The organism is Streptomyces sp. NPDC019890 (genome assembly GCF_044903445.1).
In the GTDB taxonomy this organism is placed as follows: domain Bacteria; phylum Actinomycetota; class Actinomycetes; order Streptomycetales; family Streptomycetaceae; genus Streptomyces.
Genome location: NZ_JBJDQK010000003.1, coordinates 130,673 through 157,020, shown reverse-complemented (window position 1 = coordinate 157,020; position 26,348 = coordinate 130,673). Strand labels below are relative to the sequence as shown.

The following is a 26,348-nucleotide window of genomic DNA, read 5'->3' as shown; positions in this document are numbered from 1 at the left end:
GCTCGACTGTTTGAGTGCCGCTCAATGTGGCTCAAGCAATGCTCACCCGTCAATGCTTCCGTGAAAAGAAACTCGCAGTTAGAGTGTCGTTCGAAATAGGAGGTGTGGTGACGTGCGACTGACCCCGACCGAGCGCGACCGGCTGCTGCTCTTCGGCGCCGCCGAACTGGCGCGGGCGCGCCGGGCCCGCGGTCTGCGGCTCAATGTGCCGGAGGCGACCGCGCTCATCGCCGACACCGTCTGCGAGGCGGCCCGCGACGGGCGCCGGCTCGCCGAGGCGATCGAGGCGGCGCGCAGTGTGCTCGGCCCCGACGACGTCCTGCCCGGCGTGGCGGACGTGGTCAGCGAGGTGCATGTGGAGGCCGTCTTCGACGACGGGTCACGGCTCGCGGTCGTCTCCGACCCGATCGGGGGCGGCGGCCTGGGGGATGGGGCACCCGGCGCGGTGGTGCCCGGGCCCGCGCACCCCGAGCCGGAGCCCGCGGTGCGGCTGACCGTACGCAACACCGCGACCGTGCCGGTCAGCGTCACCTCGCACTTCCACTTCTTCGAGGCAAACCCGCGCCTCGACTTCGACAGGTCCGCGGCCTACGGCATGCGTCTGTGCGTCCCGGCGGGCTCCTCGGTCCGCTTCGACCCCGGTGGCGAGGCGGAGGTCGGCCTGCTGCCCATCGGCGGCGACCGGATCGCGATCGGCTTCGCGGGCCTGGTCGACGGCCCGCTGGACGCGCCGGGCGCAAAGGAGGAGGCCCTGCGGCGCGCGACGGCCTGCGGCTACCTGGGAGCGGCCCGGTGAGCGCCGCCCCTCTCGGCCCGGTCGGCGCGGAGGCCGCGGCGTCCCGCCCGGTGACCGCTGCCCCGCGTGGCCCGATGGCCGGCGCTCCGGGCGTGACCCCGGTGACCGCGGCCCCTGACGTGACTCCGATGACCGCCGCCCGTGACGTGACCCCGATGGCCGGCGCTCGCGGTCGGACGGCTGCCGCGCCCGCAGGCGGCTCCGCCCTCGGGCCGGTGAGCACGGCTCCCGGCGTGACGGCCGCCGTGCCCGCAGGCGGCTCCGCCCTCGGGCCGGTGAGCACCGCTCCCGGAGTGGTGGCCGCCACCGACGACCGCACCGCCGCCCCAGCGGGGCGACCCGCGCCCGACTCGCACTACCGACTGGAGGTCCGCCGATGACCGGCATCGATCCGTACGAGTACGCATCCGTGCACGGCCCCCGTGCGGGCGACCGTGTCGTCCTCGGCGACTCCGGGCTTGTCGTCCGCGTCGAGTCCGACTCCCAGAAGCCCGGCGACGAATTCCTCGCCGGCTTCGGCAAGACCGCCCGCGACGGACTCCACCTCAAGGCCGCAGCCGTCCGCGAGACTTGCGACGTCGTCATCAGCAACGTCCTCGTCATCGACGCCGTTCAGGGCATTCGCAAGGTGTCCATCGGTATTCGCGAGGGCCGGATCGCCGGCATCGGACGAGCGGGGAACCCGGACACCCTCGACGGCGTGGACGTCGTCGTCGGCACCGGCACGTCCATCGTCTCCGGTGAGGGCCTCATCGCCACCGCCGGTGCCGTCGACACCCACGTACATCTGCTGTCGCCGCGGATCATGGAAGCCTCCCTCGCGTCCGGCGTCACCACAATCATCGGTCAGGAGTTCGGTCCTGTCTGGGGCGTTGGCGTCAACTCGCCATGGGCCCTCAAGCACGCCTTCAACGCCTTCGACGCCTGGCCCGTCAACATCGGCTTCCTCGCCCGCGGTTCGTCCTCCGACGACGCGCCGCTGGTCGAGGCGCTCGCCGAGGGCGGCGCCTCAGGCTTCAAGGTGCATGAGGACATGGGCGCGCACACCCGCGCCCTCGACACCGCGCTGCGGGTCGCCGAGGAGCACGACGTGCAGGTCGCCCTGCACAGTGACGGCCTCAACGAATGTCTGTCGGTCGAGGACACCCTCAGGGTCCTGGACGGCAGGACCATCCACGCCTTCCACATCGAGGGCTGCGGCGGCGGACACGTACCCAACGTGCTGAAGATGGCGGGAGTGCCGAATGTCATCGGCTCCTCCACCAACCCGACCCTGCCCTTCGGCCGGGACGCGGTCGCCGAGCACTACGGAATGATCGTCTCGGTACACGACCTCAAGACCGACCTGCCCGGCGACGCCGCGATGGCGCGCGACCGGATCAGGGCCGGGACGATGGGCGCCGAGGACGTACTGCACGACCTCGGCGCGATCGGCATCACCTCCTCCGACGCGCAGGGCATGGGGCGCGCGGGCGAGACCGTACGCCGCACCTTCGCCATGGCCGGGAAGATGAAGGCCGAGCTGGGCCCGATGGAGGGTGACGGCGCGCACGACGACAATGCGCGCGTGCTGCGCTACATGGCGAAGCTGACCATCAACCCGGCGATCGCGCACGGTCTCGCGCACGAGATCGGCTCGATCGAAGTGGGCAGGCTCGCGGACATCGTGCTGTGGCAGCCGCAGTACTTCGGGGCGAAGCCGCAGCTCGTCCTCAAGTCGGGCTTCCCCGCCTACGGTGTCGTGGGCGACCCGAACGCCGCGACCGACACCTGTGAACCGCTCGTCCTCGGGCCGCAGTTCGGTGCGTACGGAGCCACGCCGGCGGACATCTCGGTCGCCTTCGTGGCCAGGGCGGCCACCGAACTCGGCTCCGACCTGATGCCGACGCGCCGCAGAAGGGTCGCCGTGCGCGGCACCCGTGGCATCGGACCGGCCGATCTGCGCCTCAACTCCCGGATCGGCGACGTCGGTGTCGACGGCCCTACGGGCCTGGTCACCCTCGACGGCGATCCGCTGCGCTCGGAGCCCGCCGACTCGATCTCCCTCAACCGCCTCTACTTCCTGTAAGGGATCTCCGATGACCTTCCGTATGCCGCCCGAGTGGGCCCCGCACGAGCGCACCTGGATGGCCTGGCCGGGCCCCAACGTCACCTTCACCGGCGACGACCTCGCCGAGTCCCGGCGGGCATGGGCGTCGGTCGCCCAGGCCGTACGCCGCTTCGAGCCGGTCACCATGGTCGTCGGCCCGGGGCAGGCGGAGGACGCCCGTGCCCTGCTCGGCCCCGACATCGACGTCGTCGAGCACGAGCTGGACGACGCCTGGATGCGCGACATCGGCCCGACGTTCGTCACGAACGGAGAGCAACTGGCGGCGGTGGACTGGGTGTTCAACGGCTGGGGCGCGCAGGAGTGGGCCCGCTGGGAGCACGACTCGAAGATCGCCCGCCATGTGTCCGACCTGGCCGGAGTGAAGGTCCACTCCTCACCGCTGGTGAACGAGGGCGGCGGCATCCATGTCGACGGCGAGGGCACGGTGCTGCTCACCGAGACGGTGCAGCTCGGCCCGGAGCGCAACCCGGGCTGGTCGAAGGAGGAGGTCGAGGCCGAGATCCACGCCCGGCTCGGCACCACCAAGGCGATCTGGCTGAAGCGCGGCCTGACCGCGGACTACCCGCCGCACGGCTACGGCACCCTGGGCCATGTCGACATCGTGGCCGCCTTCGCGGGCCCGGGCGTCATAGTCGCCCACACCCAGCCCGACCCGGCCCACCCGGACCACGAGCTCTGCAAGGAGAACGTGGAGTTCCTCAAGGCCCAGAAGGACGCGAAGGGCCGCCGCATCGAGGTCGTCGAGATCGAGGCGCCGACGGTGGTGCGGGAGGAGGACGGCGGCTGGGTCGACTACTCGTACATCAACCACTACGTCTGCAACGGCGGTGTGGTCCTGTGCGCCTTCGACGACCCGCGCGACGAGATCGCGGCCGGCATCTTCCGCCGCCTGTACCCGGGCCGGACGGTGACGCTGGTCGACGCGAGGACGATCTTCGCGGGCGGCGGCGGCATTCACTGCATCACGCAGCAGCAGCCGAAGGTCTGAGGCTCTGCGCACGGGCGGCGCAGTGCCGGGGCCGATCAGGTAGAACAGACAGATGCACGAAGTGTCCCTCGATCAGGCGGTCGTCGCCGAGGAGATCGCTGTATGACCCCCGCCCAGCGCCGTCGCAATATCGCGCCGCCCCGTGAGTCCGTCCTCGCCGCCGCCATGGCCACCATCGCCGAGCGCGGCCTCGACGGGCTCACCATGGCGGGGCTCGGGCGCGAGGTGGGGATGAGCAGTGGGCATCTCCTCTATTACTTCCGCACCAAGGACGAGCTCCTGCTCCAGACCCTGGAGTGGAGCGAGGGACGCCTCGGGGCGGAGCGCAGTGCGCTGCTCTCCCGGCAGGCGCCGGCCCGCGAACGGCTCGACGCCTACGTCGATCTGTACATCCCCGACGGGCCCCGCGACCCCCACTGGACTCTCTGGCTCGAGGTCTGGAACCGCTCGCAGAACGCCGACGACGATGCCCGCGCCCGCCAGGCCGCCATCGAGGGATCCTGGCACCGGGACCTCGTGGCCCTGATCGCGGAGGGCATCTCCCGCGTGGAGTTCCGCCCCGTCGACGCGGACCGCTTCGCCGCCCGGCTGCGCGCCCTGCTCGACGGGTTCAGCGTGCACGTCGCGGTCGGCCTGCCCGGTACCGGACGGCCCCAAGTCCTCGCCCACGTGCGGGAATTCATTGCGGAAGCCCTGCTTCCCTGAACGCAACGCACGCAAGTACTCACGATCGTTGTCTCCCACGCTCTTGCCCGTCCAAGATCATTCCGACACGGTCTCGGATCATGGGACGAGAGCACTGGAAGAAGATCTGGGTCGGCTCGGCCGGCAACATGGTGGAGTGGTTCGACTGGTTCGTGTACGCCAGTTTCGCCACGTACTTCGCAGGCGCGTTCTTCCCCGAGGGGGACGACACCGCCAAGCTCATGAACACCGCGGGCATCTTCGCCGTCGGCTTCTTCATGCGCCCGGTCGGCGGCTGGCTGCTCGGCCGGGTCGGTGACCGCAAGGGCCGCAAGGCCGCGCTGACCCTCACCGTCAGCCTGATGTCCGCCTCGGCCGTCCTCATCGCGATCGCGCCGACGTACGGGGTCGCCGGCTACGGCGGAGCCGCCGTCCTGCTGATCGCCCGGCTGCTCCAGGGTCTGTCCGTCGGCGGCGAGTACGCGGCCAGCGCGACCTACCTCACCGAGGCCTCCGCGCCCGAGCGCCGGGGCTTCGCCTCCAGCTTCCAATACGTCTCGATGACCGCGGGCCAGATCGTCGGCCTCGGCCTCCAGATCATCCTGCAGCGCACGATGTCCGCGGACGCGCTGCACAGCTGGGGCTGGCGCATCCCGTTCATCATCGGCGCGTTCGGCGCTGCGGTCGTCTTCTATCTGCGCCGCAACATGCTCGAGACGGAGGTCTACGAGGAGTCCGGCGATGACACCCCCGCGGGGGAGAAGGGCACGATCAAGGCGCTGTGGGCGCACAAGCGAGAGGCGTTCCTGGTCATTGCGCTGACCATGGGCGGGACCGTCGCGTACTACACGTACACGACCTACCTGACGAAGTACCTGTCCAACTCCGCGGGCCTGCCGAAGCAGACCGCGACCCTGGTGTCCTTCTGCGCGCTGATCGTCTTCGCCTGCCTGCAGCCGCTCGTGGGCACGCTCTCCGACCGGATCGGCCGCCGCCCGCTGCTGATCACCTTCGCGATCGGCTCGACCTTCCTGACCGTGCCGATCATGACGATGCTCAAGCACGCGGGCTCCTTCTGGCCGGCGCTGGGTCTCTCACTGCTGGCACTCGTTGTGATCACCGGCTACACGTCGATCAACGCGTGTGTGAAGGCGGAACTGTTTCCGACGGGGGTGCGGGCGCTGGGCGTGGCACTGCCGTACGCCATCGCCAACGCGCTGTTCGGGGGGACGGCGGAGTATGTGGCGCTGTGGTTCAAGGACGCAGGGGTGGAGTCGGGGTTCTACTGGTACGTGGCGGGGTGCGCGGCGGTGTCGTTGGTGGTGTACCTGTCGATGCGGGAGACGCGGGACATCGACCTGAACCGGGTGGCGGAGACGGCGCCAGGGGTGACCCCGTCCCCGGCGGCGTCCCGGGTCCCCTGACGGGTGCTTTTCCCCCACCCCGCCCTCCTCCTACGGCCTGGCGGTCGTGGGAGGTACCCCCATCCCGTAACCGGGGCTCCGCCCCGGACCCCGCGCCTCAATCGCCGGCGGGGCTGAATTCTCAGCCCGTCCGGCGATTGAGGACACGCGCGAAGCACGTACGGGGTTCGGGGCGGAGCCCCGAGTACACACCGCAGCCGCCGCACCGCACCTGGCCGCCCGGCACCGCACCGCGCAGGCGCCCGCATTGTGAGACCCCTGTCCCGGCCGCCAGGCCATTGTGGCAAACTGCCACCGTGCTTACGTTCGCCATGATTATGGGCAGCAAGCGCGCCGGTCCTCAGTGACCGCCCCGTACCACCACATACGACGGCGGACACCGTGCCCCAGACCCGCGCGCAGACCTCTCGCACCCGCGAGAGGTTTTTTCGTTTTGCGGCCTCACCCTGGCCGGGAACGAGCCGCGCGAAGATGGGGGCAAGTGGAGCCAGTACTTCAGGAGCCACGAATCCGACAGGAGTCAATTCAGCCATGACCACGGATACCGACGACAGCTTTCATGTCTTCGACACCACGCTGCGCGACGGCGCGCAGCGCGAGGGCATCAACCTCACCGTCGCGGACAAGCTGACCATCGCCCGGCACCTGGACGACTTCGGCGTGGGGTTCATCGAGGGCGGCTGGCCCGGCGCCAACCCGCGCGACACGGAGTTCTTCTCGCGCGCCCAGCAGGAGATCACCTTCAAGCACGCCCAGCTCGTCGCCTTCGGCGCCACCCGCCGCCCAGGCGCAAAGGCCGCCGAGGACCCGCAGGTCAGGGCGCTCCTGGAGTCCGGCGCGCCGGTGATCACGCTGGTCGCCAAGTCGCACGACCGGCATGTGGAGCTGGCCCTGCGGACCACCCTCGAAGAGAACCTGGAGATGGTCCGCGACACCGTCTCCTACCTGCGCGAACAGGGCCGCCGCGTGTTCGTGGACTGTGAGCACTTCTTCGACGGCTACCGCGCCAACCCGGAGTACGCCAAGTCCGTCGTCCGCACCGCCTCCGACGCGGGCGCCGACGTCGTCGTGCTCTGCGACACCAACGGCGGCATGCTCCCGGCCCAGATCCAGGCCGTCGTCTCCACCGTCAGCGCCGACACCGGCGCACGCCTCGGCATCCACGCCCAGGACGACACCGGCTGCGCCGTCGCCAACACCCTGGCCGCGGTGGACGCGGGCGCGACCCATGTCCAGTGCACCGCCAACGGCTACGGCGAGCGGGTAGGCAACGCCAACCTCTTCCCGGTCGTCGCCGCCCTGGAGCTCAAGTACGCCAAGAAGGTCCTCCCCGAAGGCGCCCTGGCCGACATGACCCGGGTCTCGCACGCCATCGCCGAGGTCGTCAACCTCACGCCCTCCACCCACCAGCCCTACGTCGGTGTCTCGGCCTTCGCCCACAAGGCCGGACTGCACGCCTCGGCCATCAAGGTCGACCCGGACCTGTACCAGCACATCGACCCCGAGCTGGTCGGCAACACCATGCGGATGCTCGTCTCCGACATGGCCGGCCGTGCCTCCATCGAGCTCAAGGGCAAAGAGCTCGGCATCGACCTCGGCGGCGACCGTGAGCTCGTCGGCCGGGTTGTCGAGCGGGTGAAGGAGCGCGAGCTCAAGGGCTACACCTACGAGGCCGCGGACGCTTCCTTCGAGCTGCTGCTGCGCGAGGAGGCGGAGGGCCGAGCCCGCCGTTACTTCCGGATCGAGTCCTGGCGGGCCATCGTCGAGGACCGCCCCGACGGCACCCACGCCAACGAGGCCACCGTGAAGCTGTGGGCCAAGGGCGAGCGCATCGTCGCCACCGCCGAGGGCAACGGCCCGGTCAACGCACTCGACCGCGCGCTGCGCGTCGGCCTGGAGAAGATCTATCCGCAGCTCGCCAAGCTGGAGCTGATCGACTACAAGGTCCGCATCCTCGAAGGCCGCCACGGCACCGAGTCCACCACCCGCGTACTGATCACGACGGGCGACGGAAGCGGCGAATGGGCCACGGTCGGCGTCGCCGAGAACGTCATCGCCGCCTCCTGGCAGGCCCTGGAGGATGCGTACACCTACGGTCTGCTGCGCGCCGGCGTCGAACCGGCCGAGTAGCCCGCGAAGGTCAGGCAGGTCAGGACTGGAGCCGCCACTTCTGGCTGGCGGCTCCGGTGCATGTCGCGGATGTTTTGCCGGGCAGGGAGTACGTCGCGCGCCGGGCGCCTGAGTTGACGTGATGCTCTGTGCCGACGAGGAATCGTGTCCTGCCGACCGAGCTGATCGTCCGCCGCTCGGCACCGTGAGCCGCTCGGCAACGTGACCGGCTCGGACCGTGATCGGTGCAATCTCCGCTTTTGCCCGGCTTCAGGTAGCGTCAGAGATATGAGGACGAGGCCGTTTTCCCTGCTGTCGGCCCTCGCGGCGCTGACACTGTTCCTACTGGTGCTCCTGGCTCCCGGAGCGAGCGCCGCGGGGGTGCCGGACGCGGCCCAGGCGCTGAAGCAGAGTCCCGTCTATGTGGACCCCGGCGCGGCCGGCCAGCTCTCCAAGGCCGACGCCGACGCCCTCGCGAAGAAGATCAAGGACGCGGACAAGCCCCTCTTCGTGGCCGTGCTGCCCACGGGGTCCCAGTTCCCCGCGGACACGGTCCTGCGGAACCTCCGTACCGAGACCGGCATCACCGGCCTGTACGCCATCCGCCTCGGCAACGGCTTCAACGCGGGCGCGGACCGCAGCGTCATGTCGCACCAGGCCGTACAGAATCTGGTCACCGCGGTCAAGACGCCCCCCGGCGCCGACGCCGCGACCCAGCTGAACAACTTCGTCGACCAGGCACTGCCCCAGCTGCGCGGCAGCGCCCCCTCCTCCTGGGGCACGGGCTCCGACAACGGTGCGAACGCCGGATCCCTGATCACGCTCGGCGTGGTCCTGGCCGCCGGCGGCGCGGGCGCCTACATCGTCATCAACCGCAAGCGCCAGAAGAAGGCCGCGGAAGAACGGGCCGCACTCGACAAGCTCCGGGTCGTCGTCGACGAGGACATCACGGCCTTCGGCGAGGAGCTCGACCGGCTCGACTTCCACCCCTCGGAGAAGGGCGCGGACGATGCCATGCGCGCCGACTACGAACGCGCACTCGACTCGTACGACAGGGCGAAGTCCCTGATGGGATCGGCCCAACACCCCAGTGACGTACGTGGGGTCACCCAGGCCCTGGAGGACGGCCGGTTCTCGCTGGCGGTCCTGGATGCGCGCCGCACGGGCCAGCCGGTGCCGGACCGCCGGGCGCCCTGCTTCTTCGACCCGCGCCACGGTCCTTCGGTCGCCGACGTCCCCTGGTCCCCGTCGGCCGGCTCCACCCGCGAGGTCCCGGTCTGCGCCGCGGACGCGGCCCGTATCGAGGACGGCCAGGACCCGATGGCCCGCACGGTCGAGACGGAATCCGGCCGCCGCCCGTACTGGGAGGCGGGACCGGCGTACGGCCCCTGGGCGGGCGGCTACTTCGGCGGCGGCCTGCTCCCGGGCCTGCTGGTGGGCACGCTGCTGGGCACCATGCTCTCGACCCCGGCGTACGCGGCGGACTACGGCGGCGGTGACTTCAGCGGCGGCGACTACTCCGGCGCGGACTTCAACTCGTCCGACTTCAGCGGCGGCGACTGGGGCGGCGGCGGAGGCTTCGACGGCGGCGGTGGCGGTTTCGACGGGGGCGGCGGATTCTAGTTCGAGCGCGAGCCCACGGCGATCATTCGTACTCATCGTCCGGGTCCGGGTCCGGCTCGCTGCCTGAGAGTTGTTCGGCCAGAGCCTTCAGATCGGTGGCACCATCGCTGTCGTCGGGATGTTCGGGCGTCGTTGTCCTCACGGTGCATCCTGTTCTCCTGCGGACCTGCCAGTCCAATGCACTGTGCCAGGCTGCGGCCCAGAGGCAGAAGGTTCGACCAGCCGGTCACCGAGCAGACCGCCCAGGGCAACCGGGCCGGGCCCACCGGCCATTGATGGCACTGCTCAGCTTGGCCGGACCGCTGGGCCGCCCGAGGGGCGGGATGCGTGGCGGCGGGCCGGCTGTGCCGTTTACGGAGGAGCTGCCGATCCAGCTCGACGATGAGATGGTCGTCCGCGCCGGCGTAGCGCTCTTCGTTCCAGAACGGCGCGGGCCGGTGTGGCGACTATCCATCGTCGAGGGCGACCATCTCGTGCCGTTGGTCCGCTACAGATGTGGTGCCTCTTTGGCCTACTTGGATTCGACCCGTCCGAGCGGGTTGGGGCCGGTCGTCAGCGTGTCACGCGCCGCCTGCCAAGCGGAATCCCCGGGGTAGAGCTCGGTGCGGAGGTAGGCCCAGGTGAGCAGTTGGACCGCAGACACTCGCTCGGGGTTCTCGTCCGTGGTCTCGGCGACGTCGTATCCAGAGACCCCGCCGAGCCCGTGCTCTGCGCCAAACAGGGTGAACAGGGACTTGGGGCCCTTGGAGAGGAAGTACGGATCGGTGTGCCAGTCCGCGCCACGAACCGTCAGGTGGGCAGAGTCGTCCTTGTCGCCGGCGACCACGAGCGCGGGCGTCGTCATCTCGGAGAAATCTGTGGTCAAGAAGAAAGAATAATTCTCGGCCACGAACTCGGTGAGGGCATCGCCGCCTCTGCCGGGCGCGGCAAGCAGTACACCCGCCTTGATCCGGGGCTCGGCCAGGTTCACTTCCGTTCCGTCGTGCGGATCGGTGAGCCGGGCGCCCAGCAGCAGGCTCGCGGTGTGCCCTCCCATCGAGTGCCCGGCTACGGCGACCTTGTTTCGGTCCAGGCGCCCGAGGAGCTGCGGGACGGCGGCCTCGATCACGTCGAGCTGGTCGAGGATGCGCTTCATGTCCTCGGCCCGCGATCGCCAGTACATAGGCGCCCCGGGGGTATCGGGATCCAGGCTCAGCGTCCTCGAGCTCAGATGGGTGGGCTGGATCACGACGAAGCCGTGCGCCGCCCAGAAGTTGGCGAGGGGGGCGTAGCCGTTCAGTGAGGAGAGGTTGTTCGAGTAGCCCTGACCGTGCGAGAGGAGGATGACCGGCAGGTCGCTCCCGGTCACGGGCGCGGAGACCCGCACCTTCAGGTCCACGGCTCGGCCGGGAGCTGACAGCACAACCGGACTGACCGAGAGGACGGGAGTGGGCAGGCTGACGGCGTCGGCTGTGTAAGTCGATTCACTCATGATGCGTATTTACCTTCCATGGCCTCTGCTGCCGGTCTCAGTCGGCTGGCGGCAGGTGAGGCGGTCAGGAGCGTCCGGCTTCAGCTAGACTGAAAAGCGGAGCGTTGTTCCGTTTAATATACGGAGCAGTGTTCCGCTTTGTCAACGACCATCGGAAGGAGAGCGTGGTGCCCACTACAAGCCACTCCGGGGAGGTGCCAGCCCGAAGCAAGCGGGCCGACGCGCTGCGCAACCAGCAGACGCTGCTTGACGCCGCCGCTGCGGTGTTCGTCACCTCCGGCGTCGATGCGCCCATCCGTGAGATCGCGGCCAGAGCGGGCGTCGGGATGGGAACGATCTACCGCCACTTCCCCACTCGGGCGGATCTCGTCGTCGCCGTCTATCGCCACCAGGTCGAGGCATGCGCCGAGGCCGGCCCGAGCCTGCTGGCCAGCGCCAACTCTCCGCTCGCAGCACTCCGTCAGTGGGTCGACCTCTTCGTTGACTTCCTGGTCACGAAGCACGGACTCGCCAACGCACTGCAATCGGACAGCAGCGGCTTCGACGCGCTGCACACCTACTTCCTCGACCGCTTGGTGCCCGTCTGCGAGCAATTGCTCGACGCCGCAGTCAACGCCGGCGAAATCAGGCCCGGTACGCACGCCTACGAACTGATGCGCGGCATCGGCAACCTCTGCATCGGACGTGACAGCGACCCCCGCTATGACCCCCGCCGATTGGTCGAACTGCTCCTTCAGGGACTGCGGCGACCGCAGTCAGCCTGATGTCGACGTGGTGAGCCCGAATGCGGCGAGGGACTGTTCGGGTACACGCCCGCGAGATCGATGACGACGAGGGGCGGCGCCTTGTGCGAATCGTCCGCGGGGGCGGCGGGTCGGTGGTGACCTGGCGGCGGGCCCAGCGGTGGTGCGGCAGTGCCACCGCTACGACAACCGCCGAGTCCGGTACGCCCGCACTTCTGCCGCCGAAGCCGTCCTTGCTCCGTCCTTCCATAGGGGACGCAGGTGCCGGACGGAGGCCGGAAGTTGCTGCGCCGACAGAAGTTCTAGGCCCCGGTCAGCGCTCGGCGAGGAAGGCGGCCCACGCGTCCGGGGTGACGGTGAGGACGGGGCCGGTGGGGTTCTTGGAGTCGCGGATGTGGACGGCGAGGGGGTGGGCGGCGATCTCTACGCAGTCGCCGCCCTGGCTGCCGCTGTAGCTCGACTTCCGCCAGTCGTAGGCGACTTCGAGGCAGGCGCCGCCCTGGTCGCTGCTGTAACTGGACTTGAACCAGTTCATGAGTCTCCTAGCAGATCGTCCAGCAGACCCATGCTTTCCGCGGGGGAGAGGGCCTGAGAACGCAGCATCCCATATTTCTGTTGGAGGACACTGACCTCGTCCGGATCATCATGAAGGTAGCTGGTCAGCTGACCTTCCACGTAGGCGAGATGATCGTGGTCGGGGGTCTCCATCAGGATCAGCGGGCCATCAAGTCCCGCATGCTTCTCGCGGCTGGTAGGCATGATCTGCAGCCCAATGAAGGGGAGTTCGGCGCAGTTCCGTAGGTGCTGGATCTGGTTGCGCAGCGTCTGGCGGCCGCCGATGGGCCGGTGCAGGATGATCTCTTCGAGTAGGAAGTTGGCCATTTGCCGAGGCTTGCGCTCAAGGACTTTCTGCCGCTCCAGGCGGGCTGATGCCCACTCCTCCAGCACCTCCGCTTCGAGGGGCGGATACATGCAGCCGAATACGGCGCGGGCGTACTCCTCGGTCTGGAGCAGACCCGGCACGACGTGGTTCTGGTACGAGAGCAGGGTCAGCGCCTCCTGCTCGTGTTCGACCAGGTCCTGCGCGAACAACGGGAACCTCTCCCGCTGCGGCACCTTCTCCACCGCGGTCTGCAACGCCTTCTTCGTGTCGAGCAGTTCGTCGACTCTCAGCGCGAGGTCCAGCTTCAGCGCTCTGCGCCCCTGCTCGATCGAGGCGATCGTCTCCTCGACGACACCCAGCTGCCTCGCGAGCTCCACCTGTGTCATACAGACCGCTCTGCGGAAGACGCCGAGCTGCGCGCCGATCAGATGCCATGAGGTGACCCGCTTGGGCCGCTTTGCCGAGTGCATGAGGTCCCCCCTTCCCGCCACGCACCGCACTTGACCCGTCACGACCCGTACAAACCCCTTGTACGGGTGCGTACGACAGAGCGCCCGCCCCGGCCGTGGGGTACGGCAGGGCGGGCGCGCTCGTGGGATCTACAGCAAGCAGCCTCAGGCGGCCTGCTTGATCGCGGAGATGTCGAAGCTCAGCTTGACCTTGTCGCTGACCATCACGCCGCCGGTCTCCAGCGCCGCGTTCCAGGTCAGGCCCCAGTCGGAGCGCAGGATCTCGGCGCTGCCCTCGAAGCCGACGCGCTCGTTGCCGTACACGTCGGTGGCGGAGCCGTTGAACTCCAGGTCGATGGCGAGCGGGCGCGTCACGTCCTTGATCGTCAGGTCGCCGGTGATGCGGTACGAGTCGCCGCCGAGCTGCTCGGCGTGGGTCGAGCGGAACGTCATCAGCGGGAACTGCTCGGTCTCGAAGAAGTCGCCGCTGCGCAGGTGGCCGTCGCGGTCGGCGATGCCGGTGTCGATGCTGGAGATCTTGACGTCGATCTCGGCGGTGGAGTGGTGGGGGTCGGTGCCGTTCAGATGCAGGCTGCCGGAGAAGTCGCCGAAGGAGCCGCGGACGTTGGTGACCATGGCGTGGCGGACGGTGAAGCCGATGCTGCTGTGGGCCGGGTCGATGTTGTAGTCGCCGGTCAGGGCGGCCAGCGCCGGGTCAACGGCGACTGCGGTGGCGGTGGTGGCAGTCGTGGCAGTGGTGGTGTCGGCCTTGCGGTTGAAGAGACCCATGACGCGCTCCTTGGGGGACGGGGTTCGTGTGTTGTTTAAGCTTCAACAACATCGACAGTAAACCCATTCCCTTCAAAGTTCAACAACTTCTCGAAGGGTTCACCCGGAGGACGCAGCCGCACTCTTTCGGACGCGCGTAGAACTCGGGCACCATCTCCCTGCTCCACCTGCACGGCCGTCCCACAGGAATCCACATGTCCTCAAGGGTCACCAGTCATCAGCAGGAGGGATCCCCATGAAAATCCGCTCCGTATCAACCGCGCTCGCGCTCGTCACCGGCGCACTCTTCGCGCCCGGATTCGGTGTCATCAGCGGCGCGACCGACGCGCACGCGGCCACCAAGATCAGCCATGCCACCGCGACCTCGATGTTCCGCTCGTCCGGGATCACCTGGTCCTCGTCGGGCGGCTGCTCCGACCGGAACAACCCGTCGTGTACGTCCTTCGAGCAGCTGAATCTCGCCACCGCGAAGGGAGCACAGACCCTCAAGAGCGCGAGCGGCTGCGCGCTCAACATCACCGGCGGCACCGAGGCGGGGCACGCGGGCGGCACGTACTCGCACTGGAACGGCTACAAGCTCGACTACAGCAAGTACACGTGCGTCGGGAACTACATCAAGAACACGTTCACCTATATAGGGGCGCGCCCCGGCGACGGCGCCCCGCAGTGGAAGTCCGGCTCCGGGAACATCTACGCTGACGAGGGCAGTCACTGGGACGTGACGTACTACAACTGCGGCGGCTGCTGAGCCCGAGGCCTGGGCGGCGGCCGTCTTGCACCCGCCGCCCGGGCGCGGCCTCGCGCACCTGGCCGAAGCGGCGCGGAGCTCGCGGCCCGACGGGATGCCGACCGCCGGACGACCGGCGACCATGGGAGTGCACCGCCTCGTACGGGGGGGCCGTCACGCCAGGGAGGCGCCAGTGGCGCACACCTACGCAACGGACGTACTGGTCGCGGGCGCCGGCCCGGTCGGCCTGACCGCGGCCGCGGAGCTGCGCAGGCACGGAGTTTCCTGCCGGATCGTCGACCGGCTGCCCGCCCGGCTGCCGTTCGCGAAGGCCGTCGGCATCCAGCCGCGCACCCTTGAGATCTGGGACCGGATGGGCCTGGTCCGCACCGCCCTGGACGCGGCCGTCCCGATGCGCGGGCAGCTGACGTACGTCAACGGTGCCGAGCAGCCCCGCATCGACCTCGCCCTGCCGCCCGAGGTGCCGTACGGCTTCGCCGCGCTGCCGCAGTACGAGACCGAGCGCATTCTCGAGGAGTTCCTGACGCGGTACGGGACCCGGATCGAGCGCGGCACGGAACTGGTGTCGTTCACCCAGGACGCCGATGCAGTGACCAGTCGACTGCGTACCCCCTCCGGCACGGAGGAAGAGCTCCGGACCCGGTACCTGGTGGGCTGCGACGGCGCGCACAGCATCGTCCGCAAGGGGCTCGGGCTCGCCTTCGAAGGCGGCGCCTTCCCCGAGGAGTACATGCTCGCCGACGTGGAGGTCGACTGGGACCTCCCGCACGGGTACGGCGTACGCGCCATGCACCGGGACGGCGACGGCGCGATCGACGACGTGCTGGTCTGCATCCCGCTGCCCGGCTCGGGCCGATACCGGATGTCGATGCTGGTACCGCCAGAGCTCTCGACCGCACGGCAGGCCGCGGCCGCCGGGGCGTCCGACGGGGTGGCGCACGGCCTGGAGGGCGGCCGGGCTCCCGCGCTCCCCGACATCCAGGCCGTCCTGGACCGGCTGTCGCCGCGGCGGACGACCGCCTCCGCCATCCGCTGGGCCTCGGTGTTCCGTATCAGCCACCGGCTCGTGGACCGGTACGCCGACGGCCGGGTCTTCGTCGCCGGGGACGCGGCGCACATCCACCCGCCGACGGGCGCCCAGGGCATGAACACCGGTATCCAGGACGCCTGGAACCTGGCCTGGAAGCTCGCCCTGGCGGTCGAGGGGGCGGCCCACCCCGATCTGCTCGCGAGCTACGACGCCGAACGCCGGCCGGTCGGCGAGGAGGTCGTCGGCCGCACCGTGCGGCATGCTTCCGAGGGAGTCCAGGCCGACCCCGCCGATCCGGCGACCTTGATGCTGCGCGAGGCGCAACTGCTCGTCTCCTACCGGGGCAGCCCGATCGCGGACCCTCCCGGCGACGGCCCGGGACCCCGGCCGGGCGACCGGGCCCCGGACTGCGGCGGCCTCACCGGCGAGATCGCCGCCTACCCGATGCGCCTGTACGACCTCCTGCGGGACCGCGGACACGTACTGCTGCTGTACGGGCACGGGAACGGGCTCGACGAACTCGCCGAGGCGGCGCGGGAGTCCTCCGGGGGCCGGGTGGAGGCCTGCGTGATCCTGGAGGCCGACGCCCCGGACGACGCGACCCTCCTGCCGGCCCACCGCGACAGCCGCGGCGAGTTCGCCCGCCTCTATGCGGCGGAGCAGCCGACGGCCTTCGTGATCCGCCCGGACGGCTACCTCGGCGCCCGTCTCTGCCCGCCGACCCCGAAGCCGCTGGCCGCCCATCTCGCGGCCACCTTCGCCGAGACCGCCCAGCGCTGATCCCGCTCAGGCGGACCGGCTGTTGCCGTCCGCGCGCGCGGTCTCCTGTGCGCGTGCGGGTGACCGGCCGCCCCCTGGTACGGCAGGGCACCCGCACGCCGTCAGCTCCCGACGGTCAGCGTGAAGCGCCGCGGGTTGCCGTCGTACGCCGCGCCCGAGACGTCCGGCTGGCCGTCCGGGCGGACGTCGTCGTACGGGAAGGCGTAGCCGATCGGGGTGTTGGCGTGGACGACACGCGACCAGTGGTTGGTGGCCGGGTCGCGGTAGTAGTCGGCCGCGGTCGCGCTGTTCGGCTGGTCGGGGTGGGTCAGCAGGGTCGTCCGGTTGAACGCGGCGGCGAGCCTGGCCAGCATGCCCTTCTTGTCGTCGGAGTCGCCAGGGTTGTTGGTGAACGGCCCGTGGTTGCAGGTGAAGATGTCCTTCGAGGTCGGCTTGGCGAAGGTGTGGCCGCCGGTGAAGCTCAGCACGTCACCGTTGACTCGTCCGGTGCGTATGCCGCGGCCGCCCTGCAGGTCGATCCGCAGATCCGTGCTGCGGTACTTCTGCCAGACCTGGTTGATGTAGCCGTCGAAGACGTTGCGGAAGGGCATCTCGGCGGGCCGGTCGAAATAGGGAGCCATCAGGTTCTGGGGCGAGATGACCCGCAGGACCTGGCCGCCGGAGCCGCGGACGACGAGCTTGTCCCAGGGCTGTCCGTCCCGCCCGGCCTGGGCGACGAGGCCGTCGGCGATCTTCTGGAGCGCGCCGCCGGGCAGCGGCGCGACCCGGTGCGTGGCGTCGCCGGTCAGCGTGAGGCCGATGGGCAGGGCGGTGACCAGGTCGACGTAGCTGATGTTGGCGTACAGCTGCGACGGGTTGAAGGTGAACTCGGCGAAGGACCAGGTGCGGCCGTAGTTGGCGTCGGCGGGGGTCGCGAAGGCCGGCTCGACCAGGGCGGGGCCGGGGTTGACGAAGAAGTCGAGCTTGTTGTCGCGTACGAAGTAGACGCGAGCGCCGAACATCTGAGGCAGCGTCAGTACGACCGGTCCCGCGCCGGCCGCGCGGAGCGGGATGGCGCAGTCGATGGGGAGCGGGGTGTGGGGGGCGGACGGGGACTGGGGGTAGTAGACGCCGCCGCCGGGGCGGAGCAGCACCCAGCGGCCGGTGCCCTGCTCGTGGCCGGTGACGTACGCGTTGACCTGGCCGGGCAACGACTTGTTCTCCAGGGCCAGTTCACAGGTGGGGGGCGCGGCCTTGGCGCGCGGGCTGAGAGCGCTTCCCCAGAGGGGATAGCTGAGTGCGGTGGCGGCCGCGGCGGTGCCGGAAAGGAACATTCTGCGGGATATCACGGGTGAACTCCTGTGCTCGTGGGGGTGTCCACCACTCTCACGACGACGGCAGCGGGCGTCAATAGTTGTGACTGAGAGCGCTCTCAGAATTTTTTCCGCTTCATAAGTTGACGCCCCGACAGGCGACTTGGACTATCGCGCGGCGGTTGTTGGACTGCTGCTCGCCCCGGCGTACGACTTCGTTGACGGTGGCGAGAGGGGCGGGCTACTCAGTCCCCATGCCACCAAGACTCCGTGCGGCGCGCGCGCTTGCAGCCGCCTCATCCGCCGTGTTCGCCCTGGCCGGACCCGGTGCCGCCGCTGCCGCGTCCCCCTCCGGACCCGGTGCCGCCGCTGCCGCGCCCCCCTCCGGGGCGACCGCCGTCATCCGCTCCGGCCAGCTCTCCGTCGCCGTCGCCAAGGACTTCCCCAGGGTTGTTTCGTACACCGACCGGGCCGGTGGAGCATCGCTCCTCGGCAGTACGGCCCCGGTGACCGCGGTGACCCTCAACGGCACGGCGTACGCGGTGCGGTTGAAGGGCGGGCCTGTCGTCATGGCGTCGAGCGCCGCATACACCCTCGCTTTCGCCGAGCTGCCCGGTGTCGAGATCGACGCGACGATCTCGGTCTCCGGCCGGACCACCGCCTTCAAGGTCACCGCGGTCCGCGACACCGAGGCCTTCCGCGTCGGCACCCTCGACATCCCCGGCCACGACCTCGTCTCGGTCGGCAGTACGGACGCGGGGGCGGCGACCGCCTTCACCCGACTCGACCCGGACTCGACGAAGACCGCGGATGTCTTCGGGCAGGTCACGGCGGCGACGCCCGCGGACGCGGCCCCGGTCGGCGCCTCGTACGCCATCGTCAACACGGGCCGGCTGGCGGCCGCCGTCGAGTCCAACTCCTCGTACGACAAGCCGAGCGGCCCGACGGGCGGCGACGACGCGCGCCTGTGGCACCAGGCGCGCAGGGCGGCCGACGGCAGCACCCGCGTCGGCGTCTGGTCGGGCCAGTGGACCTACCGGGGGAGCGGCGCGCCCAGGCCCGAGACCGGCAAGGACCTCCCCTGGGCGAAGGTCGTCGTCACGCCCGACGCCAACGGCGACACGTCGGTCGACTGGCAGGACGGCGCGGTCGCCTTCCGCACCATCGGCGTCAGGGCTCCGGGCAGCGAGCAGACGCCCGACCGCGTGATCACCCATATTCCGTTCAACTTCGCCAGCCAGGCCACCCACCCCTTCCTGCGCACCCTCGACGACGTCAAGCGGATCTCGCTCGCCACGGACGGTCTCGGGCAGCTGGCGGTGCTCAAGGGGTACGGCTCCGAGGGCCACGACTCCGCACACCCCGACTACGGCGGCAACTACAACAAGCGGGCAGGGGGCCTCGGGGATCTCAACACGCTGCTGAAAGACGGCAGGAAGTGGGGAGCGACGTTCGGCGTGCACGTCAACGCCACCGAGTCGTACCCGGAGGCGCACCACTTCGACGAGACTCTCGTCGACAAGACCAAGCCCGGCTGGAACTGGCTCAACCAGAGCTACTACATCGACCAGCGACGCGACATCAACAGCGGCGATCTGGCCCGCAGATTCCAGCAGCTGAGGGACGAGACCGACCGCAACCTCTCCTTCCTCTATATCGATGTGTACTACACGCACGGCTGGATCGCCGACAAGACGATGCAGGCCGTGCAGGCGCAGGGCTGGAACGTCGGCACCGAGTGGGCCGACAAGTTCGAGCGGGCCTCGCTCTGGTCGCACTGGGCCAATGACCTGGACTACGGAGGGCCCACCAACAAGGGCCTCAACTCCCGGATCATCCGGTTCATCCGCAACAGCGAGAAGGACGTCTGGAACAGCCACCCCGTCCTCGGCCAGAGTGCCCTGCAGGACTTCGAGGGCTGGACCGGCGAGAACGACTGGAACGCCTTCTACGCAAACGTCTGGCAGCGCGATCTGCCCGCCAAGTACCTCCAGCAGGAGCAGATCACCCGCTGGAACGGCAATGACGTGACCTTCACCGGCGGCGTGCGCGGCACGGTCGAGGACGGCCGCCGCACCTTCTACGACCACGGGCGCAAGGTGCTGGACGGGGACGCGTATCTGCTCCCGTGGGACGGCGGCAAGAAGCTCTACCACTACAACAAGGCCGGTGGAACGAGCAGTTGGGCGGTGACCGGGGCCTCCTCGTACACCGTGTACAAGCTGACCGACAACGGGCGCCTGAAGACCGGCACGGTACGGCCCGCGGACGGCCGGATCACGCTGACCGCCACCGCCGGGCAGCCGTACGTTCTGTATCCGGACCGGGCGCCGTCGGCGCAGGACCCCGAGTGGGGCGAAGGCGGCCCGGTCGCCGACCCCGGCTTCAACGATGCGCGGCTCGGTGGCTGGTCCAAGCAGGGCGCGGTCGCGCGCGACACCGACGACCACGGCCGCAACAGCGCCGCGCTCAGCGGGACGGCCGCCGCCTCTCTCTCCCAGCGGCTCGGCGGGCTTCAGGCGGGCAGGCGCTACACCGCGTCCGCCTGGATCGAGGTCCAGCCGGGCAAGGAGCGCCGTACGACCCTGTCCGCCGGGGGCTCGTCCGTGACGGTCGAGCGCTCGAATGCCGAGGACCAGGTCGCAGCCTCGGACCGGCACGGCACCTCCTTCCAGCGCGCCAAGGTCAACTTCACCGCGCCGGCCGACGGCACCACGCTCAGGATCGAGGCGGCGGGCGGCAGCGGGGCGAGGGTGCGGGTCGATGACGTACGCGTCGTCGAGAACGCCCCCGCGACCAAGCCGGGCACGCTCGCGTACGAGGACTTCGAGGCCGTCGACCAGGGCTGGGGGCCGTTCCTCAAGGGCGACGCCGGCGGTGTCACCGACCCCCGCACCCACATCGCGCAGAAGCACGCCCCCTACACCCAGGCGGGCTGGAACGGGAAGCTGATCGACGATGTGCTGGGCGGCGGCGAGTCCCTCAAGTCGCACGAGGAGAACGCCGGACTCGTCTACCGCACCGCGCCCTGGACCGTGCCGATGAAGAGCGGGCACAGCTACCGGGTCGAGTACGACTACCAGTCGAGCCACCCGGGCGCGTACGAGTGGGTCACGGGCTACGACCGGGCCACCGGCGGATCCGTCGAGACCCGCCGTACGCCCATCGGGCAGCAGCGCGGCACCGCTCACTTCGACGAAAGTGTCACGGCGGGCTGCGGGGACACCTGGACCGGGCTGCGCAAGCGCGAGGACGCCCCGGACGGCGCGGACTTCGTGCTCGACGGATTCACGGTCACCGACCTGGGCCCGGCCGCCGAGCAGAAGGCGTGCGCGACGCTGGCCGTCACGGCGGGACAGACCCTGGAGCCGGGCCGGAAGAACGAGGTCAAGGCCGCTTTCACCAACGATGAGGCGAGCGCGGTGAGCGACGTCTCGGTCGGGCTCACGCTCCCGGACGGCTGGACGGCGGAACCTGCGGGCCCGCTGACCTTCGCTTCGGTCGCGCCGGGTGCCACGGCGAGAGGGACATGGCAGGTGACGCCGCCCGCGGACGCCAAGTACGAGACGTACACGCTCGGTTCGCAGGCCTTGTACACGGTGGGTGGGGCCGCGCGGAAGCTCGCCGCCTCGACCTCCGTACGCACCCTTCCGCCGCCGCCCACCACCGATGCCTGGGCCAGTGGCATCGACTGGACGTCGGCCGAGAACGGCTGGGGGCCCGTCGAGCGCGATCTCTCCAACGGCGAGACGGGGACGGGCGACGGCAGCCCGATGAAGATCGGGGGAGTGGCGTACGCCAAGGGGCTCGGCACCCACGCCCCGGCGAGGGTCCGCTACTACCTGGGCGGGAAGTGCACGTCCTTCACCGCCGAGGTGGGCGTGGACGACGTCCAGACGTCGCGCGGCAGCGTGCAGTTCAGCGTGGTGGCCGACGGTGCGGAGAAGGTGAAGTCGCCTGTTCTGAAGGCTGCCGATGCCGCCTGGCAGCTCAGCGCGGACGTCACCGGTGCTTCGTATGCCGACCTGGTCGTCGGCGACGGCGGCGACGGGAACGGCAATGACCACGCCGACTGGGGGAGCGCCCGCTTCCACTGCGGAGGCTGACCGGCACTGCCTGAACAGCACTGTCTGAACAGCACTGCCCCAATGTACGGCGCTTGTCCCTCGTGCAGAATGCGGAAACCGGGGGACAAGCGCTTTCCACTCCTCACCTGTCATGCCCATTGAAGGCCTCCTGAAGGGCGTGCTAGACCAACAGTCAAGCGGTCTGAACCACTTCCGTTCCGGAGGCTCTCGTGCCGATGTCGTCCGCGTGGTCCCGCCGCACCTTTCTCGCCACCCTCGGAGTCACGGTCGCAGCGAGCGCTTTCACCCTCCCCTCTCCCGGTCCGGCGAGGGCCGACGACGCGTACGAGAGTCTGCGGCTGCGCTGGTTGGAGATCAGCCTCGGCACCGGCTACGACCCGGCCACCGAGCCGTATGCGTCACGCCTCGCCGAGACCGGCAGGCTGGCCGGCCGGTTCCGCGCCTCCATGGCCCCCACCGACACCTCTCTGTGGCCCGGTTACGCCTTCAACCCGCCCTCCGGGATCACCCAGAGCTACAGCCGCCTGTGGACCATGACGCAGGCGTACGCACAGGAAGGCACCGGCCTCACGGGCGACGCCGGGCTGCTCGCCGACATCGTCCGCGGCCTCGACCATCTCGCAGCCACGATCTACAACCCCTCCACCACCCGCTACGGGAACTGGTGGGAGTGGCAAGTAGGCAGCCCCCGTCTCCTCATGGACACCGTCGCCGTCCTCCACGACACGCTCACCCCGGACCGGTGCGAGGCCGCCTTAGCCGCCGTCGACCACTTCATCCCCGACGCGATGCTCGGCGACTACAGCGGCACCTCCACCGGCGCCAACCGGGTCGACCTCTGCCGCTCCGTCGCCCTGCGCGGCGTCCTCGGCCGGGACCCCGCCAAGATCGCACTCGCCCGGGACGCCCTCTCGCCCGTCTTCCCGTACGTCACCGAGGGAGACGGCCTCTACGCCGACGGCTCGTTCATCCAGCACACCTGGGTCGCCTACTCCGGTACGTACGGACAGGTCATGCTCGACGGGCTCGGCCGCCTCTTCGCGCTGCTCGCGGGATCGGACTGGGCCGTGACCGACCCCAACCGGCAGATCATCCTGGACAGTGTCGAGCACGCCTACGCGCCGCTGATCTACAACGGGCTGATGATGGACAGCGTCAACGGCCGTGCCATCAGCCGGGGTTACCTGAGGAACGACGAGCGCAAGGTCATGCGCAGCGACCACTTCCACGGGCAGGGTCTCATCGCCGCGATCACACTGCTCGCGGGCGGAGTGTCCGCCACGGAACGCGAGCGCTGGCAGGCCCGGATCAAGGGCTGGATCGAGCGGGACACCGTCACCCCGATCCTCACCGGCAAGCAGTTCGGCGTCGCCGATCTGTCCCGGCTGCACGCGGTCGCCGCGGCACCCGTCCCCGCCGCGCCGGAGCCGGTCGGCCATCAGCTCTTCTCCTCGATGGACCGGGCCGTGCACCGCCGGCCCGGCTGGGCGGCCAACATCTCCATGGCGTCGGAGCGGATCGCGTACTACGAGTGCGGCAACGGCGAGAATCCGCGCGGCTGGCACACCGGCGCCGGGATGCTCTACTGGTGGACCCCGGACAATGGCGGCCAGTACACCGACTGGTTCTGGCCCACCGTCGACCTCTACCGGCTGCCCGGAACGACCGTGTCGACCAAGCGACTTGCCGACCGGGCGGGCGGCGAATGGGGCGAGCCCAAGCCCGCCGCGAAGTGGGTGGGCGGCGCGAGCGACGGCGAGTACGCGGCCGTGGGCCAGCAGTTGCTCGGCCTCGGCTCGACCCTCACGGCCCGCAAGTCGTGGTTCTGCGTCGCGGACACCGTCATCTGCCTCGGCGCCGGCATTGCGAGCACCGACGCAGTGCCCGTCGAGACGGTCGTCGACAACCGCAACCTCGGCGAGGGCGGTACGAACGCGCTCACCGTCGGCCACGGCTGGGCGCACCTCGAAGGCCACGGCGGCTGGGTCTTCCCGGGCGGCACGCACCAGCTGCGCACCCTGCGCGAGGACCGCACCGGCGCATGGAGCGACATCAACACCACCAGCTCCACGGAGCGGGTCACCCGTCGCTATCAGACCCTCTGGCTGGACCACGGCACCGATCCGGCAGGCGCGTCGTACGTGTATCTGCTGATGCCGGGGGCCTCGCGCCGCACCCTCGCGGCGCGAGCGCGCGACCACCGCTGGCTGGACATCCTCGACAACAGCGCCGCCTGTCAGGCTGTCGCCGTCCGCTCCCTGGGACTGACCGCGGCGAACTTCTGGCAGCCCGGTACGGTGGGCCCGTTCACTGCAACGGCCCCCCTGAGTGCCCTCGTACGGAGCAATCGCCGCACGGCCCGTCTCCACATCAGCGAGCCGCCGCGCACCGGAGCACCGCTGGAGCTCACCTGGAACCACCCGGTGCGCAGGGTGACCAGCAAGGATGCATCGATCGACGTGCTCGCCACCGGACGGTCGCTGCGGCTGCGGATCACCGGCGGCACCGCTGGAGGCACCCACCACTGTGAGGTGGCTCTCGGGTGAACGCCTTGTTGAACCTCCACAAAGCTTCGGGGTCCTGAGCTGGCGGTTGGGCTGCAGTGGGAAATGGTTCTGTTCGATGGCGACAGGAGAACGGTCCCGAGACTGTACAGAGTCGACGGCAGGGTTTTCTTGGTCGGATCCGTAGCCTCGATGCATGACCGTTTTGGACGAGACCACCAGCGAGGCCGACAGCGAGGCCGACAGCGAGGCCACCGGCGAGGCCACCAGTGAGCCGACGGATGCGCGCGGACGTGTGGCCGAGCTGCACGCGCTGCGTGAGGAGGCTCGCCGCGGCCCGAGCGAGCGGGCGACCGACGCGCAGCACGCCAAGGGCAAGCTGACCGCTCGGGAGCGCATCGCGCTGCTGCTGGACGAGGGTTCGTTCAAGGAGGTCGAGCAGCTGCGCAGGCACCGGGCCAGCGGCTTCGGCCTGGAGACCAAGAAGCCGTACACCGACGGTGTCATCACCGGCTGGGGCACGGTCGAGGGCCGCACGGTCTTTGTGTACGCGCACGACTTCCGGATCTTCGGCGGCGCGCTGGGCGAGGCCCACGCCACCAAGATCCACAAGATCATGGACATGGCCATCTCGGCCGGTGCGCCGCTGGTATCGCTGAACGACGGCGCGGGTGCGCGTATCCAGGAGGGCGTCTCGGCGCTCGCCGGGTACGGGGGGATCTTCCAGCGCAACACCCGCGCGTCCGGTGTCATCCCGCAGATCTCCGTGATGCTCGGCCCGTGCGCGGGCGGTGCGGCGTACTCGCCGGCGCTGACCGACTTCGTCTTCATGGTCCGCGAGACCTCGCAGATGTTCATCACCGGACCGGACGTCGTCAAGGCGGTCACCGGCGAGGAGATCACGCAGAACGGGCTCGGCGGCGCGGACGTCCACGCGGAGACCTCGGGTGTCGCGCACTTCGCGTACGACGACGAGGAGACGTGCATCGCGGAGGTGCGCTACCTGCTGTCGATGCTGCCGTCCAACAACCGCGAGAACCCTCCGACCGTCGCGGCCGAGGACCCCGCGGACCGGCGCTCCGACATGCTCCTCGACCTGGTTCCCGCGGACGGGAACCGCCCGTACGACATGCACAAGGTCATCGAGGAGCTCGTCGACGAGGGCGACTACCTCGAGATCCACGAGCGCTGGGCCCGCAACATCATCTGTGCGCTCGCCCGTCTCGACGGCCAGGTGGTGGGCATCGTCGCCAACCAGCCGCAGTCCCTGGCCGGTGTTCTGGACATCGAAGCCTCCGAGAAGGCGGCGCGCTTCGTGCAGATGTGCGACGCTTTCAATATCCCCATCATCACTCTTCTGGACGTACCCGGCTTCCTGCCCGGCGTCGACCAGGAGCATGGTGGGATCATCCGGCACGGCGCGAAGCTGCTGTACGCGTACTGCAACGCGACAGTGCCGAGGATCTCGCTGATCCTGCGCAAGGCGTACGGCGGTGCGTACATCGTCATGGACTCCCAGTCCATCGGTGCGGACCTGACGTACGCCTGGCCGACCAACGAGATCGCGGTGATGGGCGCCGAAGGTGCCGCCAATGTCATCTTCCGCAGGCAGATCGCGGAGGCCGAGGACCCCGAGGCGATGCGCGTGCGCATGGTCAAGGAGTACAAGGCCGAGCTGATGCACCCCTACTACGCCGCGGAGCGCGGCCTGGTCGACGACGTCATCGACCCTGCCGAAACACGCGAGGTGCTGATCGCATCTCTCGCCATGCTCCGTACCAAGCACGCCGACCTGCCGTCGCGCAAGCACGGCAACCCCCCGCAGTAACCCTGCGAA

19 protein-coding genes are annotated in these 26,348 nt (G+C 69.7%); 14 read left to right on the top strand and 5 right to left on the bottom strand.

Going from position 1 to position 26,348, the window contains the following annotated elements; translation table 11 throughout:
- Positions 1–112: 112 nt before the first annotated feature.
- From ureA to ACI2LP_RS09085, 8 genes are all read left to right on the top strand, one after another.
- Positions 113–796 carry an urease subunit gamma gene (gene ureA / locus ACI2LP_RS09120; protein WP_404723876.1) on the top strand — a complete coding sequence of 228 codons (684 nt, stop codon included), beginning with the start codon at positions 113–115 and terminating at the stop codon, positions 794–796.
- Positions 793–1,176, top strand: coding sequence for a hypothetical protein (locus ACI2LP_RS09115; RefSeq protein WP_404723875.1), 384 nt, complete (start codon positions 793–795; stop codon positions 1,174–1,176). The genes ureA and ACI2LP_RS09115 overlap by 4 nt, the downstream gene beginning before the upstream one ends.
- Positions 1,173–2,864, top strand: a complete 1,692-nt coding sequence (locus tag ACI2LP_RS09110) for an urease subunit alpha (RefSeq protein WP_404723874.1) — start codon at positions 1,173–1,175, stop codon at positions 2,862–2,864. The genes ACI2LP_RS09115 and ACI2LP_RS09110 overlap by 4 nt, the downstream gene beginning before the upstream one ends.
- A 10-nt stretch (positions 2,865–2,874) precedes the next feature.
- Complete coding sequence (locus tag ACI2LP_RS09105; protein ID WP_404723873.1) at positions 2,875–3,894, top strand: agmatine/peptidylarginine deiminase; 1,020 nt, start codon at positions 2,875–2,877, stop codon at positions 3,892–3,894.
- 102 nt (positions 3,895–3,996) lie between these two features.
- The gene (locus tag ACI2LP_RS09100) at positions 3,997–4,599 is read left to right on the top strand and encodes a TetR/AcrR family transcriptional regulator (protein ID WP_404723872.1); all 603 of its coding nucleotides are present in this window, start codon (positions 3,997–3,999) and stop codon (positions 4,597–4,599) included.
- An 80-nt stretch (positions 4,600–4,679) separates the two neighbouring features.
- Positions 4,680–6,002: an MFS transporter gene (locus ACI2LP_RS09095; protein WP_404723871.1), complete on the top strand. Its 1,323-nt coding sequence runs from the start codon at positions 4,680–4,682 to the stop codon at positions 6,000–6,002.
- Positions 6,003–6,533: 531 nt separating this feature from the next.
- Complete coding sequence (gene cimA, locus ACI2LP_RS09090; RefSeq protein ID WP_404723870.1) at positions 6,534–8,132, top strand: citramalate synthase; 1,599 nt, start codon at positions 6,534–6,536, stop codon at positions 8,130–8,132.
- Positions 8,133–8,399: 267 nt separating this feature from the next.
- On the top strand, positions 8,400–9,734 hold the full coding sequence (locus ACI2LP_RS09085) for a hypothetical protein (RefSeq protein ID WP_404723869.1): 1,335 nt from the start codon (positions 8,400–8,402) through the stop codon (positions 9,732–9,734).
- Between the two features lie 511 nt (positions 9,735–10,245).
- Here ACI2LP_RS09085 and ACI2LP_RS09080 read toward each other — a convergent pair.
- Entirely contained in the window at positions 10,246–11,205 is a 960-nt protein-coding gene (locus tag ACI2LP_RS09080; RefSeq protein WP_404723868.1) for an alpha/beta hydrolase family protein, read from the bottom strand.
- Between the two features lie 167 nt (positions 11,206–11,372).
- Between ACI2LP_RS09080 and ACI2LP_RS09075 the strand changes: the two genes are divergently transcribed.
- A complete protein-coding gene (locus ACI2LP_RS09075) occupies positions 11,373–11,969 on the top strand; it encodes a TetR/AcrR family transcriptional regulator (RefSeq protein ID WP_404724431.1) in 597 nt (198 codons plus the stop codon).
- Positions 11,970–12,261: 292 nt separating this feature from the next.
- On the opposite strand, the gene ACI2LP_RS09070 is transcribed toward ACI2LP_RS09075, so the two are convergent.
- The 3 genes from ACI2LP_RS09070 to ACI2LP_RS09060 form a co-directional block, all read right to left on the bottom strand.
- On the bottom strand, positions 12,262–12,483 hold the full coding sequence (locus tag ACI2LP_RS09070) for a DUF397 domain-containing protein (protein WP_404723867.1): 222 nt from the start codon (positions 12,481–12,483) through the stop codon (positions 12,262–12,264).
- The gene (locus ACI2LP_RS09065; RefSeq protein ID WP_404723866.1) at positions 12,480–13,301 is read right to left on the bottom strand and encodes a Scr1 family TA system antitoxin-like transcriptional regulator; all 822 of its coding nucleotides are present in this window, start codon (positions 13,299–13,301) and stop codon (positions 12,480–12,482) included. Before ACI2LP_RS09065 ends, ACI2LP_RS09070 begins: the two co-directional genes overlap by 4 nt.
- Before the next feature lie 144 nt (positions 13,302–13,445).
- A complete protein-coding gene (locus ACI2LP_RS09060) occupies positions 13,446–14,069 on the bottom strand; it encodes a YceI family protein (protein ID WP_404723865.1) in 624 nt (207 codons plus the stop codon).
- 235 nt (positions 14,070–14,304) lie between these two features.
- Here ACI2LP_RS09060 and ACI2LP_RS09055 point away from each other — a divergent pair, with 235 nt between their 5' ends.
- Together ACI2LP_RS09055 and ACI2LP_RS09050 are read left to right on the top strand one after the other, a co-directional pair.
- Entirely contained in the window at positions 14,305–14,817 is a 513-nt protein-coding gene (locus tag ACI2LP_RS09055) for a hypothetical protein (RefSeq protein WP_404723864.1), read from the top strand.
- 172 nt (positions 14,818–14,989) lie between these two features.
- Positions 14,990–16,627 carry an FAD-dependent monooxygenase gene (locus tag ACI2LP_RS09050; RefSeq protein WP_404723863.1) on the top strand — a complete coding sequence of 546 codons (1,638 nt, stop codon included), beginning with the start codon at positions 14,990–14,992 and terminating at the stop codon, positions 16,625–16,627.
- Positions 16,628–16,728: 101 nt separating this feature from the next.
- On the opposite strand, the gene ACI2LP_RS09045 is transcribed toward ACI2LP_RS09050, so the two are convergent.
- Positions 16,729–17,940, bottom strand: coding sequence for a glycoside hydrolase family 64 protein (locus tag ACI2LP_RS09045; protein WP_404724430.1), 1,212 nt, complete (start codon positions 17,938–17,940; stop codon positions 16,729–16,731).
- Positions 17,941–18,173: 233 nt separating this feature from the next.
- Between ACI2LP_RS09045 and ACI2LP_RS09040 the strand changes: the two genes are divergently transcribed.
- From ACI2LP_RS09040 to ACI2LP_RS09030, 3 genes are all read left to right on the top strand, one after another.
- On the top strand, positions 18,174–22,025 hold the full coding sequence (locus tag ACI2LP_RS09040) for an endo-alpha-N-acetylgalactosaminidase family protein (RefSeq protein ID WP_404723862.1): 3,852 nt from the start codon (positions 18,174–18,176) through the stop codon (positions 22,023–22,025).
- A 197-nt stretch (positions 22,026–22,222) separates the two neighbouring features.
- Positions 22,223–24,553, top strand: coding sequence for a polysaccharide lyase 8 family protein (locus ACI2LP_RS09035; RefSeq protein ID WP_404724429.1), 2,331 nt, complete (start codon positions 22,223–22,225; stop codon positions 24,551–24,553).
- A gap of 154 nt (positions 24,554–24,707) precedes the next feature.
- Entirely contained in the window at positions 24,708–26,339 is a 1,632-nt protein-coding gene (locus ACI2LP_RS09030) for an acyl-CoA carboxylase subunit beta (RefSeq protein ID WP_404723861.1), read from the top strand.
- Positions 26,340–26,348: the final 9 nt, after the last annotated feature.

Bases quoted from the DNA above. Each gene is read 5' to 3' on its own strand.
- ACI2LP_RS09110 (WP_404723874.1), top strand. From the start codon at position 1,173: ATGACCGGCATCGATCCGTACGAGTACGCATCCGTGCACGGCCCCCGT.
- ACI2LP_RS09105 (WP_404723873.1), top strand. From the start codon at position 2,875: ATGACCTTCCGTATGCCGCCCGAGTGGGCCCCGCACGAGCGCACCTGG.
- ACI2LP_RS09100 (WP_404723872.1), top strand. From the start codon at position 3,997: ATGACCCCCGCCCAGCGCCGTCGCAATATCGCGCCGCCCCGTGAGTCC.
- ACI2LP_RS09095 (WP_404723871.1), top strand. From the start codon at position 4,680: ATGGGACGAGAGCACTGGAAGAAGATCTGGGTCGGCTCGGCCGGCAAC.
- cimA (WP_404723870.1), top strand. From the start codon at position 6,534: ATGACCACGGATACCGACGACAGCTTTCATGTCTTCGACACCACGCTG.
- ACI2LP_RS09085 (WP_404723869.1), top strand. From the start codon at position 8,400: ATGAGGACGAGGCCGTTTTCCCTGCTGTCGGCCCTCGCGGCGCTGACA.
- ACI2LP_RS09080 (WP_404723868.1), bottom strand. From the start codon at position 11,205: ATGAGTGAATCGACTTACACAGCCGACGCCGTCAGCCTGCCCACTCCC.
- ACI2LP_RS09070 (WP_404723867.1), bottom strand. From the start codon at position 12,483: ATGAACTGGTTCAAGTCCAGTTACAGCAGCGACCAGGGCGGCGCCTGC.
- ACI2LP_RS09065 (WP_404723866.1), bottom strand. From the start codon at position 13,301: ATGCACTCGGCAAAGCGGCCCAAGCGGGTCACCTCATGGCATCTGATC.
- ACI2LP_RS09060 (WP_404723865.1), bottom strand. From the start codon at position 14,069: ATGGGTCTCTTCAACCGCAAGGCCGACACCACCACTGCCACGACTGCC.
- ACI2LP_RS09055 (WP_404723864.1), top strand. From the start codon at position 14,305: ATGAAAATCCGCTCCGTATCAACCGCGCTCGCGCTCGTCACCGGCGCA.
- ACI2LP_RS09045 (WP_404724430.1), bottom strand. From the start codon at position 17,940: ATGTTCCTTTCCGGCACCGCCGCGGCCGCCACCGCACTCAGCTATCCC.
- ACI2LP_RS09040 (WP_404723862.1), top strand. From the start codon at position 18,174: ATGCCACCAAGACTCCGTGCGGCGCGCGCGCTTGCAGCCGCCTCATCC.
- ACI2LP_RS09035 (WP_404724429.1), top strand. From the start codon at position 22,223: ATGTCGTCCGCGTGGTCCCGCCGCACCTTTCTCGCCACCCTCGGAGTC.
- ACI2LP_RS09030 (WP_404723861.1), top strand. From the start codon at position 24,708: ATGACCGTTTTGGACGAGACCACCAGCGAGGCCGACAGCGAGGCCGAC.